11 protein-coding genes and 4 pseudogenes are annotated in these 14,271 nt (G+C 61.0%); 5 read left to right on the top strand and 10 right to left on the bottom strand.

Translation table 11 applies throughout. From position 1 onward, the window contains the following. Positions 1-127: 127 nt before the first annotated feature. Positions 128-358 (bottom strand): annotated as a pseudogene (locus LQ220_RS24230) (recombinase family protein); the annotation flags it as partial. A gap of 130 nt (positions 359-488) precedes the next feature. On the opposite strand from LQ220_RS24230, the gene LQ220_RS24225 reads away from it, so the two are divergent. The 5 genes and pseudogenes from LQ220_RS24225 (at position 489) to LQ220_RS24205 (ending at position 7,235) form a co-directional block, all read left to right on the top strand. Then, on the top strand, positions 489-3,458 hold the full coding sequence (locus LQ220_RS24225) for a Tn3 family transposase (RefSeq protein ID WP_230190549.1): 2,970 nt from the start codon (positions 489-491) through the stop codon (positions 3,456-3,458). A 34-nt stretch (positions 3,459-3,492) separates the two neighbouring features. Further along, positions 3,493-4,356: pseudogene (gene istA, locus LQ220_RS24220) on the top strand (IS21 family transposase); the annotation flags it as partial. Next, positions 4,353-5,228, top strand: a complete 876-nt coding sequence (gene istB / locus LQ220_RS24215; protein WP_230190548.1) for an IS21-like element helper ATPase IstB — start codon at positions 4,353-4,355, stop codon at positions 5,226-5,228. The pseudogene istA and the gene istB, both read left to right, overlap by 4 nt. Before the next feature lie 189 nt (positions 5,229-5,417). Then, a pseudogene (locus LQ220_RS24210) lies at positions 5,418-6,026 on the top strand (integrase core domain-containing protein); the annotation flags it as partial. Between the two features lie 195 nt (positions 6,027-6,221). Further along, entirely contained in the window at positions 6,222-7,235 is a 1,014-nt protein-coding gene (locus tag LQ220_RS24205; protein WP_230190547.1) for an IS110 family transposase, read from the top strand. Positions 7,236-7,936: 701 nt separating this feature from the next. Here the strand turns inward: LQ220_RS24205 and metB are convergent. The 9 genes and pseudogenes from metB to LQ220_RS24160 form a co-directional block, all read right to left on the bottom strand. Beyond that, positions 7,937-9,097 carry a cystathionine gamma-synthase gene (metB, locus tag LQ220_RS24200; protein ID WP_230190546.1) on the bottom strand — a complete coding sequence of 387 codons (1,161 nt, stop codon included), beginning with the start codon at positions 9,095-9,097 and terminating at the stop codon, positions 7,937-7,939. Positions 9,098-9,118: 21 nt separating this feature from the next. Next, entirely contained in the window at positions 9,119-9,580 is a 462-nt protein-coding gene (locus tag LQ220_RS24195; protein ID WP_230190545.1) for a cytochrome c, read from the bottom strand. A 4-nt stretch (positions 9,581-9,584) separates the two neighbouring features. Beyond that, positions 9,585-10,022, bottom strand: a complete 438-nt coding sequence (locus tag LQ220_RS24190; RefSeq protein WP_230190544.1) for a cytochrome c — start codon at positions 10,020-10,022, stop codon at positions 9,585-9,587. Continuing rightward, positions 10,019-10,564, bottom strand: a complete 546-nt coding sequence (locus LQ220_RS24185) for a methylamine dehydrogenase light chain (protein ID WP_230190543.1) — start codon at positions 10,562-10,564, stop codon at positions 10,019-10,021. The genes LQ220_RS24190 and LQ220_RS24185 overlap by 4 nt, the downstream gene beginning before the upstream one ends. A 41-nt stretch (positions 10,565-10,605) precedes the next feature. Next, positions 10,606-11,199: a redoxin family protein gene (locus LQ220_RS24180; RefSeq protein ID WP_230190542.1), complete on the bottom strand. Its 594-nt coding sequence runs from the start codon at positions 11,197-11,199 to the stop codon at positions 10,606-10,608. Then, positions 11,196-11,702 carry a MauE/DoxX family redox-associated membrane protein gene (locus tag LQ220_RS24175; protein ID WP_230190541.1) on the bottom strand — a complete coding sequence of 169 codons (507 nt, stop codon included), beginning with the start codon at positions 11,700-11,702 and terminating at the stop codon, positions 11,196-11,198. The genes LQ220_RS24180 and LQ220_RS24175 overlap by 4 nt, the downstream gene beginning before the upstream one ends. Further along, positions 11,702-12,874, bottom strand: a complete 1,173-nt coding sequence (locus tag LQ220_RS24170; RefSeq protein WP_230190540.1) for an amine dehydrogenase large subunit — start codon at positions 12,872-12,874, stop codon at positions 11,702-11,704. Before LQ220_RS24170 ends, LQ220_RS24175 begins: the two co-directional genes overlap by 1 nt. A 59-nt stretch (positions 12,875-12,933) precedes the next feature. Then, on the bottom strand, positions 12,934-13,638 hold the full coding sequence (locus tag LQ220_RS24165; protein ID WP_230190539.1) for a TetR/AcrR family transcriptional regulator: 705 nt from the start codon (positions 13,636-13,638) through the stop codon (positions 12,934-12,936). A gap of 266 nt (positions 13,639-13,904) precedes the next feature. Next, positions 13,905-14,144 (bottom strand): annotated as a pseudogene (locus LQ220_RS24160) (IS3 family transposase); the annotation flags it as partial. Positions 14,145-14,271 lie beyond the last annotated feature (127 nt).

Raw genomic sequence — 14,271 nt, 5'->3', positions numbered from 1 at the left:
TTTTGGCATTGGGCCCTCGGCGCTGACGGAGGCCATGGGCATGCTCAACCACCATTTCGCAGCAGCCGCCTGATCGGCGCAGAGCGACAGCCTACCTCTGACTGCCGCCAATCTTTGCAACAGAGCCGCGCAGATCGCGGCCGAGCCGGTCGAGCTTCCAGATCACGAGCGTGTCGTCGTGGCGCAGCGCCTTCAGGCAGGCGTCCAGCCCCGGTCGCTTGTCGAACCGCCCCGAGGCGCTGTCTTCATAGATATGATCGGGATCGACGCCGGCCGCCACCAGCGCGTCGTGCTGAAGGTCGTGGACCTGGCTGCCGTCCGCCTTGGACACCCGCGCGTAGCCAATCTGAGTTGTCACATATACGTCCGTCTGCGTGACGGAGCGGCATTGCCCGTCGATCGATCGCTATAATGTCACATAACCCGTCTTGTGGTCTACGCTCCGTGAACAGGGTCGCTTTCCTGTTGCGTGACGAACATAGAAGCCGATGCCGTCCAGAACCATATTGTCCCCCGCCCAGCGCAGCGCGATCTTCGATCCGCCACCCGATCAGGCAACGATCGAACGGCTCTACACCCTCGGTCCCGATGACCTCGGACAGATCGCGCGTCGCCGGCGCGGGGCGAACCGGCTCGGATATGCGGTGCAGCTCTGCTACCTGCGCCACCCGGGACGAAGCCTGCTGCCGAGTGAAGCGGTGCCTGCCGCCATGCTGGCGCTGCTCGCCGACCAGATCGGTTGCCGTATCGAGGACTTCGCCGACTATTCTGCGCGCGCGACGACGCTGCGCGAGCATCGCGCCGAGGTTGAAGCGTATCTCGGTCTGCGTGCCTTCGACCGAGCAGAAGTGCGATCGATGCTGGCGCTGGGATCGGAGATCGCCACCTCGACCGATCGTGGCGATGCAATCGTCGCTGGCATGGTCGATCGCCTGCGGCTCAACCGGATCGTGTTGCCCGCGGCATCGACGCTGGAACGGCTCGCCCTCATCGTGCGGGCGCAGGCACGCAAGGCCGCGCATGCTGGACTGATCCGCGACTGCCCGGCTGATCAGGAAGCAGCGCTCGAACGCCTGATCGCATCGGACGACAATGGTCGCACCCGGCTTGGATGGATACGCGAATGGCCGGAATCACCATCGGCGTCGAACCTGAAAGGCATCGTCGAGCGTCTCGACACGGTGCGCGGCATCGGGATCCCAGCCGATCGGGCGCGGCGCATCCATGCCGCTCGCTATGCCGTTATCGCACGGACCGCTGGCATCGTCACCGCGCAGCATCTGCGCCGTCTCGAACGTCCGCGCCGGCTCGCCATGCTCGTTGCGGCTATGATCGAGATGGAAGCGGCGCTGACCGACGCGGCACTGGTCATGGTCGAGAAAATGGTGGGCGCGCTGTTCCGCCGCGCCGATCGCACCCGCTCCGACCGGTTGCTCGGGCAGGCGCGGCTGCTGAAGGACACCGCCCGCTTCCATGCTCGGCTCGGTCGCCTGCTGGTCGATGCCCGCGCTACCGGGCGCGATGCGATCCGCCGCATCGAGGACCAGGTGGGCTGGGACCAACTCGAACGCAGCATCCGCTTCGCCGAGGATCTCACCCGGTCGGCCGACGACGGCTTGGCGGAAGTGATCGAGCGCTATCCCGCCGTGCGGCGGTTCGCCCCAACATTCCTCGCCGCCTTCACCTTCCGCACCGCGCGGTCGGGTGATCCGCTGCTCAGCGCGATCGAGGCTCTGCGGGCGATGTACCGCGACGGCCGCTCGGTCCTATCGAAGCGGGTGCCGACCAGCTTCATCAAGCCGCGCTGGCGCAAGGTCGTGGAGCCGTCCCAAGGGATGATCGATCGCCGCGCCTACGAGATCGCCGTGATCGTCCATCTGCGCGAACGGCTCGGTTCGGGCAGCATCTGGGTGGACGGCAGCCGCGCCTATCGCACGCTCGACGATTACCTGTTGCCGGTGCCCGCGTTCGAAACGATGCGCGCCGATGGCAATCTGCGCTTGGCCGTGTCGTCTGGTTTCGCCGAATGGTATGAGGATCGTCGCACCCTGCTGAACCAGCGTATGATCGAGGTGGAACGGGCAGCCGCGACCGGCGAGCTGGTCGACGTGACGATTGAGCGCGGGCAGTTGGTGATTTCGCCGATCCGGCGAACGCCATCCGACGACGTCGAGGCACTGAAGGCCCGGCTCTACGCGATGCTGCCGCGTGTCCGGGTCACCGACCTGCTGGTGGAGGTCGCCACATGGTCGGGCTTCGCCGACCGTTTCGTCCATGCTCGCAGCGGCGAGCCGGCCTCCGACCAGTCCGCGCTGATGGGTGCGATCCTCGCCGATGCGACCAACCTGGGCCTCGGGCGCATGGCAGAAAGCTCGCGTGGGCTGACGCTGTCCCGCCTGCGCTGGACGGCGGAATGGCATGTGCGCGACGAAACCTATCTGTCGGCGCTAGCGGCGATCGTCGATTGCCACACCGCGCATCCGCTCGCCCAGGTCTGGGGACCGGGCGACACATCGTCGTCGGACGGGCAGTTCTTCCGTGCCGGCGGTCAGGGCGAGGCGCGCGCCGATCGCAACGCCCGCTATGGCACTGATCCCGGCGTGCTGTTCTACACCCATGTCACCGACCGCTTCACGCCGTTCCACACCAAGGTCATCGCAGTCAATGCCGGCGAGGCCGCGCACGTCCTCGATGGCCTGCTCGACCATGAGAGCGAGCTGGTCATCCGCGAGCACGCGACCGACACCGCCGGGGCTGTCGATCACGTCTTCGGCCTGTGTCACCTGCTCGGCTTCCGCTTCGCACCGCGCATCCGCGACCTCAACGAGCGTCGCCTGTATAGCCTGTCGTCGCTCGATCCCTGGCCGACGCTGCGCCCGCTTGTCGCCGGGCCAGCCAATGTCCGCGCGATCGAGGAGCACTGGGACGAGACGCTGCGGCTCGCTGCATCGATCGGCGCAGGCACCGTCAGTGCCTCGGTCATGCTGCGCAAGCTGGCAGGTTTTCCGCGTCAAAACCCGGTCGCCCGCGCGCTGCGCGAGATCGGGCGGATTGAACGCACGCTGTTCATGCTCGACTGGTTCGACGATCCGGAGCAGCGGCGCCGCACTGGCAGCATCCTCAACAAGGGCGAGGCCCGCAACGCGCTCGCCCGCGCCATCTTCTTCAATCGCCTAGGCGAACTACGCGACCGCACGTTCGAGAACCAGCGTCATCGTGCCTCCGGGCTGACCCTGCTCACTGCGGCCGTCACCCTTTGGAACACCGTCTATCTCGACCGTGCCGTCCGGCATCTGCGCGGCAGCGGTGCCGAGGTGCCGGACAAACTGCTTGCCCACGTCGCGCCATTGGGCTGGGAGCATGTCGGTCTTACCGGCGATTATCTTTGGAGCGAGATGGACAAGCCCCGCGAGCGATTCAGGCCGCTCCGCCTTCACCAGACCGGCCGCGACGCTTAGCGTACGTTTTCGGACATCCTCTCACCGGTCCCCGTTTCGGGTGCGATTTACCAGCGCGCCTGACAGCGTCCAGATCGTGTGGTTGTTCTCGATGGTGCTGGGCTTCTCCCGGCTGATCTGGGCGCGCTTCGCCCAGCGTCAAACGATGCAGACCGTATTGGCGTGCCACAGAGCCGCGTTCGAGGCGATCGGTGGCGTGCCGCGCGAAATCCTCTACGATCGTATGAAGACGGCCGTTCTGGGCGAGGATGAGGATGGTCGCGTCGTTTACAACCGGACGCTCGGCGAGTTCGCTTGTCATTATGGCTTTCTGCCAAAAGCCTGCCGCGCCTATCGGCCCGAAACCAAAGGCAAGGTCGAGCGGCCGTTCCGCTACATCCGTGAAGACTTCTTCCTGGGCGGCACGTTCCGCGATCTCGATGATCTCAACCTCCAGTTCGTAAACTGGCTTGGCAACGTCGCCAACCCGCGTGTTCACGCCTCCACCGGTCGTGTTGTCAACGAGGCGTTCGCCCAGGAGCAGCCGACACTGCAGCTCCTGCCTCTGATCCCGTTCGGCGCGGTTCTCAAGCTCGAACGCAGGATCAGTCATGAAGGCATGGTGAGCGTCGGCGGCAATTATTACTCGGTGCCCGATGCGACACGGCGGCGCGTGGTCGAGGTTCACAGCCTGGCTGACGAAATCCATATCTTCGAAGATAATCGGCTGATCGCACGACATCCCCTGCTCGAGGGACGACGTCAACGCTCTCTGCTGGAAGGCCACCGGCGGCAATATCGGCCCAAAGAGGAAAACCCGGTTCCGCATGGCTTTACCGGCGAACTGGTCACGCGCCGCTCACTCGACTTCTACGCCGCCATCGGTCAGCAACTGGCGGCATCGGGAGCAACAGCATGAACTCGCTTCTTCCCGATCCGACAGCGTCGCTGCTTGATCGCGTCAAGATCAGTATGGTCGGCCTCAAAATGCCGCGCGCCATCGAGGTCGTCGACACCTGCGTCTCCCGCCTCGATCGGGGCGAGATCACCGGGCTGGAGCTGGTCGAACAACTGCTGCTCGAGGAGTTGACGTTCCGCGAGGATCGGCGGATCCGGACCGCTTTGCGGATGGGCCGGCTTAATACTGTCAAAACCCTCACCGGATACGACTTCTCGTTCCAGCCCTCGCTGGACAAAGCCCGCATCCTGGCGCTGGCCGAACTGAACTTCGTTGCGCGCTGCGAGGTTGTTCACCTGCTGGGGCCGCCCGGCACCGGCAAGAGCCACCTTGCCAGCGCACTCGGTCTGGAAGCCGTCAAAGCCGGCAAAAGCGTCTCGTTCATCACGCTTGCGGACTTGATCGGTGCGCTTGCTAAGGCCGAACGGGAGGGCTCGCTGCGCGAGAGGATCCGCTTCTACTGCAGGCCATCTTTGCTGATCGTCGACGAGATCGGTTACCTCCCGGTCATACCCGGTGGTGGCAATCTGTTCTTCCAGCTGGTCAATGCGCGCTATGAAAAAGGGGCGATGATCCTCACCTCGAACCGAGGCTTTGCCGAATGGGGTGAAATCTTCGGCAGCCCCGTCGTCGCCACCGCGTTGCTCGACCGCCTGTTGCATCACGCTATCGTCATCCAGATCGATGGCTCGAGTTATCGCCTCAGGCGACATGCAGACCTACTGCCCGAGCATGTGCGCTCGACCGCCCGGATCACGCCGCCGGCGCCAACAGACGCTCGTCGCCGCGGGCGACCGCCAAAAGATGGAGGTGTACCGATGCCCGGCTCCTGAACCTTAAACCGCAAAGTGGGGAATTTTACTTTGCCCGTTCAGGGGAAAATTACAGTGCCGTTGACACTCTTGGGAAAGTACGGTCGCAGACGGGACATCTGCTCGTCCGTCAGCCAGTAAAGGTCGCTCATTCTCAGTCTCCTCACGGATACTGAATCAGATCGCGCCTCTCACATCAATGGGTCCTGACGGAAGCGTGCCGTTGGTGCGCGGGCGCCTGCGCCGGTGTTGGCGTTGCCCAACCAGCGCTGGAGCCTGGACTTCGTCCATGATCAGCTCGCCACGGGCCGGCGGTTCCGCATCCTCAACATCGTTGACGACGTCACGCGCGAGTGCCTGGCGGCGGTGCTCGACACGTCGATCTCGGGTCGGCGGGTGGTTCGCGAACTGGGCGATCTAATCGCCAGGCGCGGTGCGCCCAAGATGATCGTCAGCGACAACGGGACCAAACTCACCTCGAACGCGGTGCTGGCCTGGTCAGGCGATGCCGGCGTCGAGTGGCATTATATCGCGCCGGGCAAGCCGACTCAGAACGGGTTCGTCGAGAGCTTTAACGGTCGCATGCGCGACGAGCTGCTTAACGAGACATTGTTCTTCACGATCGGTCAGGCCCGCGCGATCCTTGCGCACTGGGTCAACGATTATAACACCGAGCGGCCGCACTCCTCGCTCGGTTACGCCACACCGGCGGCGTTCGCCGCCGAACTCGAACAGCAACGGGCGGGGTTAATCCCGCCCGTTGCTTCCACCGCGCTCATGCGCGACAACACCGGTCCGTCTCTGGTTGCCGCTGGATGAAAGGCGGGGGTCACGTCACGACAAATTCAATCTTCAACATTGCACTGCTGATCTGCAGAAACTTCAGCATTTCGATACTCCGATAATTGTTCCGCTCTCTGACCCTCACGACTGAACTGATGGGGTGGATGCCCCCTTCGACGGCATCGTATGATGTCAGACCAGCGCGATGTTGCGCTGTAGAAGGAGGAGCACATGATCGACGTCCATATTCTCGCGATCGACCTTGCGAAGCGCAGCTTCCAGGTTTGCGGCACAGCCCTGGGAGGGGCGGTTCTATTCAATCGGATGGTTTCGCGCGCAAAGCTCGAGACCATCTTGCGCGAGCAAGCGCCCTGTATCGTGGCAATGGAGGCCTGCGCGACCAGCCATTTTTGGGGGCGGTTCGCGGAAAGTCTCGGCCACGAGGTTCGCCTGATACCTCCCATTTACGTCAAGCCGTTCGTTAAGCGGCAGAAGAACGATGCGGCCGACGCAGCAGCGATTGCTGAGGCTGCGCTGCGACCGAACATCCATTATGTGGCCGTGAAGAGCGCCGAACATCAGGCCCGTGCGGTGGCGTTCAGAACTCACCAGTCCTTCGTCGGACAGCGCACACAACTTATCAACGCGTTGCGCGGCCATCTGGCAGAGTTTGGATTTGTCGTTGCGCAAGGGCCGACCGGGATCAAAGCCGTCGGAGGCATGATCAATAACGATGTAACTCAGGTCCCCGACGCGGTGCGCGATATCGCTCACCTCTATCTGGACCAGATCGCGGTACTCACCCAGAAGATCGATGAGCTGCATTTCAAGCTGCGCGCGGCAACCAAGGTCGACGATGCAATGCGGCGGCTGTGCACGGTGCCAGGCGTCGGCCCTGTAACGGCGGATGCGATCATGGCGTTTGCTCCCGATTTTCGCGCATTTGCCAGTGGACGGAACTTCGCCGCATGGCTTGGGCTGGTCCCACGACAGCGATCCACTGGCGGCAAGACGAGGCTAGGCGGTGTGAGCAAGATGGGCCAAGCTGATATTCGCAAGCTGCTGATCTTCGGGGCAATGAGCAGAATCCGCTGGATCATCCGACGTGGCGTGATGCCCGACAACTGGCTCGGCCGCGTGTTGGGGCGCAAGCCGCGGATGGTGGCAGCTGTCGCTTTGGCCAACAAGATGGCGCGCACGATCTGGGCGATGATGACGCGCGAGCAAAATTACCGGATAGCGTGATCCGGCTGCCTTCCAACAAAGGCAAAACCGAACGCGCTTAGGGGCGACAAGCCCCAGCAAGGAGATCGACTGACGATTATGCGGCAACGACTTCAATGTTCAGGACGAGCAAACCAGTCCCGGGGCGCGAGCATCAAAGCTCTCTGAACCGATGTGGAACTCGTTCTTCGAACTGCATACCGGCCCGTGGCAAAATCAGGCCACAGCAAGAGGCCTGACACACGAGCGATAGAAGCGCCAAGCCGTCACAACCGTCAAAAAATCACCTTGCAAAACTGGGGGCATCCACACACGCCCCGGGTTTGTCGAAGGCTCAAACTCCTGAGAAGGTGGGGCGATGACGAGCAAAATGACGAACAGTTTTGCGCCCAAAGTCCGCGAGCGGGCAGCGGTGAAGTCTGTACCACTGTTGTGGTGTACGATCGGGACTTTCCTGAACGCTCTGTTCGGATCGAGTTGCATACGTGATGGGACTGGTATCCGGCTCCCTCCCTCTCCTGGTTTCGGCAAGAGTGGACGGCGGCATCAACATCTATGATGCTGCGTCGGGACGCCTCATCCGCAAGATCCCGGTTATCGGTAGTTCGATTGCTGCTATTTTCCGGGCGACAGAAGCCGGTCACTGACCATGTTATGACAATCTACGCGTGCATGTGATGCTCCGGCGAGAAGGCACTCTGCTTTCGGTCGATACCCGGATGTCAGGATTGCATTGAGGCTAAAGCCTGTTTCAGATCGTCGATCAAGTCGCCCTCAAATTCCAGGCCGATTGACAGCCGAAAAAGCCTATCGGTAATTCCGGCCACGCCCATTGCCTCCTCGCCCATCGCCCTATGTGTCATTGAAAAAGGGTGCGCGATCAGGCTTTCGATGCCGCCCAGCGATTCTGCTAATGTAAACAGCCCTAGCGACGATACGAACTGGTTGCGCCCCGCCGCATCCGAAGCGAGTTCGAAGCTCATCATCGCACCGAACCCAGCCTGCTGCGAGGCAGCGAGTGCATGATTGGGATCGGAGGCCAGCCCCGGATAATAGACCTTACCGACCGCAGGATGATCGTTGAGGAATTCTGCAATCAACATCGCGGCATGCTGCTGCTGTTTGATCCGGGGGAACAGGGTCCGCACCCCGCGTAGGGTCATGTGCGCGTCAAAGGGGGAACAGGTGACGCCTACGGTGTTGGACCAAATCGACAGTTCCTCAAAATCGGCTGGATCCGCCGCCACTACAGCGCCGCCCACAACGTCGGAATGGCCGTTAATATATTTGGTCGTGGAATGAATGACGAAGTCGGCACCCATCGTCAGTGGCCGCTGCAAGGCGGGCGAGAGGAAGGTGTTGTCAACGGCCGTCCGCGTGCCGGCGTCCCGGGCGCGGCTGGTAAGCGCGCGAATATCCACCACCCGCATGAGCGGATTGCTAGGCGTCTCGATCAACATCAGCTTCGGCTTTGCCGCCAGCGCTGCCCTGACCTGCTCGTCATTTCCCTGATCTACGAACAGCACGTTGAAATGCCCGCGCTCCTGGCGCGCGACCAACAAGCGATAAGTGCCGCCATAGCAGTCGTGCGGCGCCACGACGAGATCGCCGGGTCGTAGCAACGAGAGAAACAGGTCTACCGCCGCCGTGCCCGAAGCGGTGATCACCGCCCCCGCCCCGCCTTCCAGTTCCGCGATCGTGGTGCCAAGAATGTCACGGGTCGGATTACCGGCACGCGAATATTCGTATCGAGGTTGATCGCCAAGGCCCTGAAAAGCGAAAGTGCTTGACAGATACAGAGGCGGAACCACCGATCCGAAAGCAGTATCGGTCGCGATGCCCTGTGATACTGCAATGGTCCTTGGATCGCGTGTCATGCCCATGTTGATTTCCGTTGCCTGTTGCTACTCGACCCGATCAAGCGACGCCACAAGTGCCTGGCGAACCGCCTTGGCCTCGGTCCGCAGTGGCTTCCGGCGCAGGCGACCCATTTCGTTGGCAGTATAGGGGACGAAATTATCAGGAATATTCCCGGCGTCAAACGTGCGTAGGGTCCAATTTAGCAGATTGGCAAGTTCGCTGTCGGTCAACGCCGCTGTCGCAACGCCCGGCACCATCCCCAGATATTCGCGACCGCCCTTCACCTTCAGAAAGCTGGAAACCTGACCCGCCAGGGGCGGTGTTCCTGGCGGCGTGCCGGTTGCACCGGGCCTGTGGCAACCCTGACATTGCAGCATCCATGACTGGCGGGCCAGCCTATCCGCTTTCACGCCAGCGTGATCGACTTCATATGCCGGACTCGCGCGCAGGCCGCTTGCAAGAACAAGGATGCCGCAGGATACCGCGATGAACAGCGGGAAGCGCATGCGTTCACTTGGGCCTGAGTTGTGCCACCTGGGCGCCAGACAGAGTCGCAGCCTTGTCACGAATGCCCTTGACTTCGGCGGCGGTGAAGGCCGCTGGGTTCTTGCCACCGGCGGCCCCGCCCGCAAGATAATTGAGCACATCTGCGACCTGGATGTCATTGAGCGCCTGTGCCGGCATGATCCCGCGATAAACCTTGCCTTGGGACGTGATCGGACCGGTCAGCCCCCGCGATATCGCGAGCACCAGGTAGCGACGCCCTGGCGCCGTCTGGGCCAGTTTCGCAGGCTCCTGCGTCAGTGCAGGGAAAGAGCCGGGAACACCGGCCCGCGTCGAAAGATGGCATGCGGCGCACCGCTGATACACCGCTTGACCCGGCTCGGCGGCGATAGCTGCCGCTGTTGATGCCATGGCGATAGCTGCGGCAGTTAAGCGAAGGATCATTGTTCGATAGCCTGTCCAAGAATGATGGCGGTAGAGCAATTATAGACTGTGCTCTCTGTACCGAGGCACCAGTTGGTATCGTTATTTTCCTGGGGACGCACCATCGGCCGGTCGCGCTCATTGCGGTTGCATCCGCAACGGCCGCACGACGATTTTCCGCAGCAATCATTATAGCTGATGATATATGCGCGACCGTCGGCAGGATTGTTGCAGGTGCCGATCCAGGTGATCGGGGACATTTCGGTACCCGGAGGGCAGGTTGAAACGCTACCGCCGCAGCAGGTGCAAAGAAACCCGTCAATCGCGCAATAGCGCCAGTAATCACAACTATTCTGATCACCTGGATCTTGCGGTGTAGCGGCGAAACGTCCCGGTTGCCCTGCGGGGGCGGCAGGTCCGGTGGAAGCACGCGCAACAGGCAGCGTTGGCAGTATCGCCGCGCCGGTCACCGCGCCGCCGATCAGCGTAAACAGGCTTCGCCGCGAGCTGCGCTGGGCGAATTTACGGGCGAATTTTTCGGTAATCTTGTCAATCGTTGCCATGATATTTGCTCCATCCCGCAGGGGCGACCTCAGTGATCACTTCAGCCCCTGGCCAGATAATCCTGAATTGATGCGACGTTGCGTTCCTTGGCAACGAAAAGGCTCTCCAGATGCTCTCGATTATTGATCAGTCCCATCGAAGCGATCTTGCCGTTCTCGTCCACCAGCACGCCATAGGGCAGTCGCGAAACACCCAATGCACGGCCGAGCGGTTCGGACAGCACATAGGCTGATGGCGACAGCGACTGTTCCGCTACAAAGGAACGATGCTGGGGTTCGGGACCGTCGCTGGCATAGATCACGTCCAGCCATGCCGCCTCGCTCTTGGCGGCGTGGCGGACGATCGGCAGCAGGTGCTTGCACACCGGGCAGTCGGGGGAAACGAAGAAGAACAGCCGACTGCGCGGGCCACTGTCACGATTGACCTGCACCGCTTCACCGGCAAGTGTCATGACTTCCAGCTTCGGCGCGGCATCGCCCGATTTCAGCTTTTGGTGCAGGGTCAGCGCTCCAGCCGGAGCGATACGTTCATGCAGAACGCCGACCTGCCTGGTGAGCGCGGCGACCACAAGCGCCAGAGCCACAACGGCGATCCACAGAATGATCTGTGAGCCAATAACGGCGGTTTCCATCATGAAGGGGACTCCGTTATCTTGCGGATCGAAAGAAGCTCGCCAATCGCGATATAGATGGCAAAAAGCCCTAGCGCAGCGATCATGGACATGAAGCCGGGTGCAGCATGTGCGGGCGAGAGTGCGACGGCCAGCGCGAGCGCGGCGAGCGCGGCGGCAAGCAATCGCTGGTCGCCGCTGTCGCTTGAGCGGCGAGAAAGGGAGCAACCGCAATCAAAGCCCGCTCGACCGGATCGTGCGACGCGATCTAGCAGCAAGGCATAGCCACCCCACAGTATCGCTGCGCCGATCAGCGCGCCTGTTCGTGCAGTCGGGATCAGCGCGGCCAACCCGATCGCCAGTTCGACGCAAGCTGCCGCGATCGCCAGGGACCGGGCGCTTGCGTCAAATCCCAATAAACCGGCGACGGCGCTGGCCGCCCGGTCGAGACCTGCCAACTTATGTGCTGCGGCACCGACCAGCGTAATGCAAAGAAACAGCGCGAGCGCGCCTTCGACGGGCGCCATCACGGTGCGGCTACCATGACATAGGGACTATGAACCATCGGCCCCAGATGATGCTGGAACTGCCCGGCCGTAGCGTCATAGACGTCCATCGACCCGTCCGGCAAAGCAGCCACCAGCCGCGGCGTAGCGCCATGCGTAACCTGGATAGTGAAGGCGGGGCTTTTCAGTGCGAAACGCGACGTTCGCTGCTTGGTCTTGGGGTCGACGACCCAGATTTCGGACCCGCCATCCTTGTGGGAGCCTTCCTTGCCCGCTGAATTCATCAGCACGTAGAGCAAGCCAGCGTCTGATCCCGCAATTACCTGCCATCCGCCCGGACGCCATTCGCCTTCGGCGGTCTTTTCGCGGGGCAGCGCAAACGCGCCCAGATCGCGCGCGACCGTTCCCGACAGGTCAATGCCTCTGATGTCGCCCTTGAATGTTGCAAACCACGCCGTTGTTCCGATGCGCGCCGGCGTCATGAACATTGGATTGTCGTCGATAACATTGAACGGTTTGGACGAAACGGTCGTTTCGGCTTCCCCATTGGGCTTCAGTCGGATCGACGCCATCGTGCCGTCTGCGCAAAGACTCATGAAGCCCGCGCCGGCCAGAGGATAAATCATGGTGCAGCCAGGGATGTCGATGTCGGACAGGATCTTGCGCGAGGCGAGGTCGACGATGCTGATCGAGGCTGCCGGAGTAAAGTTGAAAACCGCAGCCCATTTTTCATCATTGATGAGCTGGAAGTTATGGCCTGTCGGAACAGTCTGGCCCCGTTTGCCGCCGGGAAGTTCGATTTCGCCCTTCCACCCCAACGTAACCTTGTCCCAGATCGATATTACGTCGGTCCGGGTGCCACGCGAAAGCCGGGAATAATAGGTTTCCGCCACGTAAATGTCGCTGCCCGTTGTGGGCACGGCATAAGAGGCCATCTGACCGGCATTGAACATGCCTTTCATGGGCTGGCTGGGACTCGACGTATCGACCAGAACAACACGACCATCGATCATGCTGTCGAAATAGGCGTCCTGAATGAACACCCAATCCCGTGGATAGGTCGCAGGCAGGGTTTCGATCGTGCCGATCGACTCGACTGGCAGCGGGCTGGGATATTTTTGCGCCATTGCAGGATGGCAACCCATTATCAGGGCCATCGTCACCAGGCATTTGGAAGTTTTGCGAGAATTCACCGGCTGTTCCATTCATTGGGACCAGAGATGACACGACGCTAGAGCAGTTGGAAACTTTGTCAACCATCAAAGTTCTTGGTCGTCGTTTTTGGGCGGACACTGGCTCTTTTGACTACAGGCGTAGTGGCGGCGGCGGGAATTGCGGGCATGTGCATCACGCCATCGAACAACATGGTCTTTGTCATATGCGCTATGGCGTCGATCCTTGGTTCCCACGCCTTTCCATGCCCGGCGAAGATGGTCAGGCCTTCAAAACAGGCGGCCCAGATCACACCGATCATCTCGCATTGTTCGGGAGGCAGGTCCGGCCTTAGCCGACTCACCAGTTGCACGATGGCCTGGCGACCGCGACGGTAAAGCTCGTCGAGCCGCTCCTGAACGAATGGATCATGATTGCTTCTGGCCCATAATTCCGGAAAAACCCGTGTGGTCTCTCGCGTCGTCAGATCCATAATGATCATTTGAGCGATTTCCTTGAGCTTCTGCTCGTCGTCAAACGAGGCATCGTTCATGATATGATCGAATTCATGTTCATAATTCGAGATGATACCGTTCAGCAGTTCGGCAACGAGGGTATCTTTTTGAGGAAAGTAGTAACTGATATTTCCTGACTTGGTATTCATGCGCTTGGCGATGTTACCAAAGGTGAGGGCATCAAAACCGCTGTCCACAAGCAATTCGAATGCCGTACGCAGGATGACCTCGTGAATTTCCTGTCCGCGCGCATAGCCCGCGTCGCGTCGTTCTATCCTCAATTTGGCCATGACTTATCCTTCCGAAATACGACATGTGATCGCGTTGAGCCATGGGTGATAGTGAGGCTCCATTTCTGCCGCCAAAAGACCGCGACGGACCAGCCTCTATTGCACTTAGCCTCACTGCACGAAATTTTGAAGCATCGACAAATTTTGTCTATGGATGAAAATCCATAGCCGCCAGAGCAAATTTTACCGATGACGACCTGACCGCTTTTGATTCAGCGTCAGAATGCTGTGGACTTGTAACGGATTTGTGCCGGTCACCTATCTCATTAAGCCACCTTGGCTTCGAAGGAGAGCGGGCTGATGCCGCCCAGATATGAATGACGGCGGCGGGTGTTGTAGAACCCGTTGATGTACTGAAAGATGGCGGCTTCTGCCTGACGCCGCGTTGGCCAGCTCTGCCGCCAGAGGAGTTCCGCCTTCAGGGATTTGAAGAAGGTCTCGACGGAGGCGTTGTAGTAACAATTTCCCTTGCCGCTCATCGATGGACGCAGGCCATAGGCCTGCAGGGCTCTGTTGCAAAGATTGGCGGCAGTCAGAGGTAGGCTGTCGCTCTGCGCCGATCAGGCGGCTGCTGCGAAATGGTGGTTGAGCATGCCCATGGCCTCCGTCAGCGCCGAGGGCCCAATGCCAAAA

It is taken from the genome of Sphingobium sp. CECT 9361, from assembly GCF_918741285.1.
GTDB lineage: Bacteria > Pseudomonadota > Alphaproteobacteria > Sphingomonadales > Sphingomonadaceae > Sphingobium.
Note: the sequence above shows the minus strand (reverse complement) of the source record. Positions and strands in the feature narration are given on the sequence as shown.

Bases quoted from the DNA above. Each gene is read 5' to 3' on its own strand.
- LQ220_RS24165 (WP_230190539.1), bottom strand. From the start codon at position 13,638: ATGGCCAAATTGAGGATAGAACGACGCGACGCGGGCTATGCGCGCGGA.
- LQ220_RS24190 (WP_230190544.1), bottom strand. From the start codon at position 10,022: ATGATCCTTCGCTTAACTGCCGCAGCTATCGCCATGGCATCAACAGCG.
- LQ220_RS24195 (WP_230190545.1), bottom strand. From the start codon at position 9,580: ATGCGCTTCCCGCTGTTCATCGCGGTATCCTGCGGCATCCTTGTTCTT.
- istB (WP_230190548.1), top strand. From the start codon at position 4,353: ATGAACTCGCTTCTTCCCGATCCGACAGCGTCGCTGCTTGATCGCGTC.
- LQ220_RS24175 (WP_230190541.1), bottom strand. From the start codon at position 11,702: ATGGCGCCCGTCGAAGGCGCGCTCGCGCTGTTTCTTTGCATTACGCTG.
- LQ220_RS24205 (WP_230190547.1), top strand. From the start codon at position 6,222: ATGATCGACGTCCATATTCTCGCGATCGACCTTGCGAAGCGCAGCTTC.
- metB (WP_230190546.1), bottom strand. From the start codon at position 9,097: ATGGGCATGACACGCGATCCAAGGACCATTGCAGTATCACAGGGCATC.
- LQ220_RS24225 (WP_230190549.1), top strand. From the start codon at position 489: ATGCCGTCCAGAACCATATTGTCCCCCGCCCAGCGCAGCGCGATCTTC.
- LQ220_RS24180 (WP_230190542.1), bottom strand. From the start codon at position 11,199: ATGATGGAAACCGCCGTTATTGGCTCACAGATCATTCTGTGGATCGCC.
- LQ220_RS24185 (WP_230190543.1), bottom strand. From the start codon at position 10,564: ATGGCAACGATTGACAAGATTACCGAAAAATTCGCCCGTAAATTCGCC.